The 5,479-nt window shown below is 40.0% G+C and carries 4 protein-coding genes; 3 read left to right on the top strand and 1 reads right to left on the bottom strand.

Going from position 1 to position 5,479, the window contains the following annotated elements:
• From ACJMMI_RS07545 to ACJMMI_RS07555, 3 genes are all read left to right on the top strand, one after another.
• A partial coding sequence (locus tag ACJMMI_RS07545) for an acyl-CoA dehydratase activase-related protein (RefSeq protein WP_405354664.1) occupies positions 1-2,156 on the top strand: 2,156 nt, incomplete at its 5' end.
• A gap of 27 nt (positions 2,157-2,183) precedes the next feature.
• A complete protein-coding gene (locus ACJMMI_RS07550; protein ID WP_405354665.1) occupies positions 2,184-3,485 on the top strand; it encodes a 2-hydroxyglutaryl-CoA dehydratase in 1,302 nt (433 codons plus the stop codon).
• Between the two features lie 612 nt (positions 3,486-4,097).
• Positions 4,098-4,913: a hypothetical protein gene (locus ACJMMI_RS07555; protein ID WP_405354666.1), complete on the top strand. Its 816-nt coding sequence runs from the start codon at positions 4,098-4,100 to the stop codon at positions 4,911-4,913.
• A gap of 341 nt (positions 4,914-5,254) precedes the next feature.
• On the opposite strand, the gene ACJMMI_RS07560 is transcribed toward ACJMMI_RS07555, so the two are convergent.
• A partial coding sequence (locus ACJMMI_RS07560; RefSeq protein WP_405354667.1) for a hypothetical protein occupies positions 5,255-5,479 on the bottom strand: 225 nt, incomplete at its 5' end.

A 5,479-nucleotide genomic window follows, 5' to 3' on the forward strand; every position in this document is an offset into this window, starting at 1 on the left:
GTGCCGAAAAAGCCATTGACTTTGACAAGGTAATCGAAGAAGTAAAGAATTATCGTGGCAGCGGAAACTTTGCCTTTAACCCGCCTCTTTTCAAAGACGAAGAGGATTACAAAAAATTCACCGAACGCCACGCAAAGGCAACGGTTCTGCAAAAAGAACTTAAAGGCTACAAGGGCAAGGCTTATGTTGGTATGGACGCAGGCTCTACCACAGTAAAGGGTGTTGTCCTCAATGATGACGGTGAATTGCTTTACTCAAAATATCTTCCGTCAAAGGGCAATCCTGTTGAGATTATCAAAAACTTCCTTGAGGAAGTATATACAATCAACCCTGAAATCAACATAATTTCATCAGCCGTAACCGGTTATGGTGAAGAAATTATAAAGAACGCTTTTGATGTTGACTACGGCATAGTAGAAACCATTGCACACTTTACCGCTGCAAAATACTTTATGCCTGATGTTGAATTTATTATCGACATCGGTGGTCAGGACATTAAATGCTTTAAAATTCACAACGGTGCTATTGACAACATCTTCCTTAACGAGGCTTGCTCGTCAGGCTGCGGAAGCTTTTTGCAGACATTTGCAAACGCACTCGGCTACGAAATTGCCGACTTTGCAAAGCTTGGTCTTTTTGCAAAGCGTCCTGTTGACCTTGGCTCAAGATGTACCGTATTTATGAACTCAAGCGTTAAGCAGGCTCAGAAAGACGGTGCGACAATCGAGGATATTTCCGCAGGTCTTTCTTTAAGCGTTGTAAAGAACGCACTTTATAAGGTAATCAGAGCCTCAAGCCCAGACGAACTCGGCAAGAGAGTGGTTGTACAGGGCGGTACTTTCCTGAATGATGCCGTACTTCGTGCTTTTGAGCAGGAAATGGGCGTTGAAGTTGTACGACCGAACATTGCAGGTCTTATGGGTGCTTACGGTGCGGCTCTTTACTCAAAAAATAAATCAAAGGGCAACGGCAAGAGCAAGCTTTCTGATATGAAAGCACTCAAAAGCTTTGTTCACGATATAAAGGTTACTAACTGTGGTATGTGCAGCAACAACTGCCGTCTTACAATCAACAGCTTTGGCGGTGGCAGAAGATTTATTGCAGGCAACCGCTGTGAACGACCAATCACTAAGAAGTCACAGTCAAATGAACTCAATATGTATGCCGCAAAGCTTAAAATGCTTGAGGAATACAAGCCGGTTGAGGGACTTCGCGGTAAACTCGGTATGCCTATGGCACTCAATATGTTTGAAATGTACCCGTTCTGGTACAGATTCTTTACAGAGCTTAAATTTGAAGTGTTCCACTCACCGTTCTCAACAAGAAAGATTTATCAGCGTGGACAGCAGACAATTCCGAGTGACACAATCTGTTTCCCTGCAAAGCTTGTGCACGGTCACATTCAAACCTTGATTGACGAGGGTGCGGAAACTATCTTCTACCCTTGTATGTCATACAACTTTGACGAACATCTCGGCGATAACCACTACAACTGCCCTGTTGTTGCATATTACCCTGAGGTAATTAACAATAATATGAAAGATGTTCAGAAAATCTGCTTTATCAAAGAATACTTCGGTGTGCATATGCCAAAGCATTTTCCGCAAAAGGCTTACGAGGCACTTTCAAAGTACTTCCCCGACCTTACACTCAACGAGGTAAGAAAGGCGGCAAAACTTGCATATGACGAACAGCATAAATACAGGAAAAGAGTAATTGCCAAGGGCAACGAGATTATTGAAAAAGCCGAAAAAGAGGGCAAAAAGATAATGGTACTTGCCGGCAGACCTTACCATATTGACCCGGAGATTAACCACGGCATTGATAAGCTTATTTCAAGCTTTGATGTTGCAATCGTCAGCGAAGATGTGGTATCTCCAAGGGTACAGAAATTCCACACCAATGTACTTAACCAGTGGACATATCATTCAAGACTTTATGCCGCTGCAAAGTATGTTACAACAAGAAAGGATATGGAGCTTATTCAGCTTGTTTCCTTTGGCTGCGGTGTAGATGCCATTACTACCGATGAGGTAAGAGAAATTCTTGAAAAAGAAGATAAAATCTACACACAGATTAAAATTGACGAAATCACAAATCTTGGTGCAGTTAAAATCCGTATCCGCAGCTTGCTTGCTGCTATTGATAACGATTAAACCACCGCTTGAAAGGTTGTGCTTTAAATGGCTGAGCTAAAATATGACAGCAAAACAGGTCGTTTGCTTTTTACAAAAGAAATGAAAAAGGAATACACAATCCTTATGCCGAATATGGCACCGATTCATTTCAATATACTTCAAAATGTTTTTAACTATTACGGCTACAAGTCAGAGCTTCTCGACACCTGCGGCCCTGAGATTGCACAGACAGGTCTTAAATATGTTCATAATGATACCTGTTACCCTGCACTCCTTGTAATCGGACAGTTTATTCACGCATTGCAGAGCGGCAAATATGATGTGCATAAAACTGCCCTTATGATTACTCAGACAGGCGGCGGCTGCAGAGCCTCAAACTACATTTTCCTTTTAAGAAAGGCTCTTAAAAAGGCAGGCTTTGAGTTTGTACCTGTAATTTCGCTTTCCTTTGGTATGGAAAAGAACAGCGGTTTTTCACTCACACTTCCGCTTATCAGAAGATTTGTGGGCGGTCTTGTGTACGGCGACCAGCTTATGCTACTTTCTAACCAGACAAAGCCTTATGAGGTAAATAAAGGCGAAAGTATGGCACTTGTGGCTGACTGGAGCGAAAAAATTTCCAAAATGCTCATTGAGGGCAACGGCTATACCCTTGAGGAGATTGACGAAAATCTTGATAAAATCACAAAATCCTTTGCAGAAATCAAGCTTAATAAAGTGCCAAAGGTAAAGGTTGGCATAGTTGGCGAGATTTATGTAAAATATTCTAAAATGGCTAATAACGGACTTGAGGAGTTTTTGGCTTCTCAGGACTGTGAGGTTTGCGTGCCGGGTCTTATGGGCTTTGCTTCCTTTAAGGTTGATAACAGAATTGAGGACGCTAAGCTTTACGGCGGCACAAAGCTAAAGGCTACTTTCTGCAAAATGCTGCTTGACTACCTTACAAAGCTTGAAGGTCTTATGATTGAGGCTGCAAAGAAATACAACTTTGTACCGCCACATGAATATGCCCACACAAAACAGCTTATAAAAGGCGTTATCGGTTACGGCAGTAAAATGGGCGAAGGCTGGCTTTTGACAGCAGAAATGCTTGAACTTGCCGAAACAGGCTACGAAAATATTGTATGTACTCAGCCTTTCGGCTGTCTGCCAAACCACATAAACGGCAAGGGTGCAATCCGCAAAATCAAGGAAGTTAATCCAAAGGCAAACATAGTTACCATTGACTATGACCCGGGTGCACCAAAGGTAAATCAGGAAAACAGAATCAAGCTTATGCTTGCTGTCGCAAAAGAAGAGCTTAATAAAGAGCTTGCAGAAAAACAGGACGCAGAGCAAAATTCATAACAAAACAGCAGTCCGATATAATGTAATCGGACTGCCTTATTTTTAGAAAACAGTTTTTGGGGCAAAGTTTGGAAAATAGAGTAGTTACCGACAACAGCTTTGTAACAATCGGAAGTTAAAAGCTTTAAAAACTTTTATGTTTTCTGCTCGAACATAAAAATTTGGTCAACCTTTTTAAAGGTTGTGGGTGTGGGCAAAGCCCACAAATACTTTAAGCTTACGCAAAATTCTGATAGCAAAACAGCTTGCTGTTTTGCGACTTAAACAAAGTGGCGAAAGCATTTTAATGGCGACAGCAACACAAAAAAATATGTTCTTCTAATTTATAAATCATTCATTTTTTAAGGCTGTCGCCCGATTTTGATAAACTTACTCTTTAGCACACAAACAGCATTGCTGTTTGTGCCTAATAAATTGTAATGGGAACAACTTTTCTTGGGCGTTGCCCAAACCCACGAGCCTTTAAAAAGGCTCGACCTAAACTTTTTATTGTTAAGCTATAACCACAACAAAACCAAGCACTAAGCTTACCAAGCATTTAGCAAACTGTCAGAAAATATAGTCTAAAAACTACATATAATAATGTATATAAATTTTTAAGAAGGTGACACATTGAAAAAAGGGAAAGATAAGGCAAAAAAGCCACATAATTTTCTGCTCAGTGTTAAGCAGAACAAAGAGCTTACAGCACTTTATTTTATACTAAGACTTGTAATCATATTCATTTTTGTGCTTAATGTAATTCGTGGCAAATACGAAAGTGCAATGACCTGCGGACTTACATTTATATTGATGCTGATTCCATCATTTATTGACCGCCGACTTCATATTGAACTGCCGAGCGTACTTGAAACCATAATGATACTGTTCGTATTTTCGGCAAATATCTTGGGTGAGATCGGTTCATTCTACGAAAAAATTCCATTTCTCGATACCATATTGCACACCCTCAACGGTTTTATCTGTGCCGGTGTGGGATTTGGTCTTACCGATATTTTAAACAGCAGTAAAAAGGTAAAGTTCAACCTCTCCCCTCTTTTTGTGTGCCTGTTCTCGTTCTGCTTCTCAATGACAGCAGGTACTGTGTGGGAATTCTTCGAGTTTGGTGTTGATACCTTCCTTGGCAAGGATATGCAGAAGGATACCATCGTTACAACAATCAACTCAACCCTGCTTTCCGGTAACGATACAAATGCCGTTACACATATAAGCGGAATTACCTCAACCACAGTCAACGACAACGACCTTGGCATAAACGGCTACCTCGACATTGGTCTTATTGACACAATGAAAGATTTGATGGTAAACTTTGTAGGTGCGGTAGTGTTCAACGGACTCGGCTTTATCTACCTTAAAAACAGAGGTAAAAAAGCAAGCTTTTTAAATAACTTTATTCCAAAAAAAGTTGAAAATACCGAAAATGAGTAAAACAGAATAATATATTAAACACCACGCCCAAGCTTATTATAAATCAAGCTTGGGCGTGGTGTTATGTTTAAAAACTTTTGATTTCGTTTTAAATATTGGGGTAACATTAATAAATTATGGTTTTTATTACGAGAAGATAGTTTGCAAAATAATAATCTTCCTATTCCCGATAATGACTTAGTAACGGTCGGGAGTTAAAGACTTTTAATTTTGTTTATGCTTTCTGCTCGGACAAAAAAATTTAGGTCGAGCCTTTTTAAAGGCTCGTGGGTTTGGGCAACGCCCAAGAAAGTTGTTTTTATTGCAAATTTTCAGGCACAAACAGCAACGCTGTTTGTGTGCTAAGGCAAGGTTTGATAAAACAGGCGACAGGCTTTTAAAAGAAATACTTCATTAATAAATAATAAAGAAGAATGCTTTTGTGTTGCTATCGCAATTATAAGACTTTCGCTGTTGTGTTCAAGCCGCCAAACAGCAAGCTGTTTGGCTATAAAAAATTTGCGTAATCTAAAGTATTGTGGGCTTTGCCCACACCCACAACCTTTGAAAAAGGTTGACCAAATTTT

The sequence above is a fragment of the Ruminococcus sp. genome (assembly GCF_045129435.1).
In the GTDB taxonomy this organism is placed as follows: Bacteria; Bacillota; Clostridia; order Oscillospirales; family Acutalibacteraceae; genus Ruminococcoides.

Excerpts from the sequence above, each read along its gene's own strand:
- ACJMMI_RS07550 (WP_405354665.1), top strand. The coding sequence starts at position 2,184 with ATGGCTGAGCTAAAATATGACAGCAAAACAGGTCGTTTGCTTTTTACA.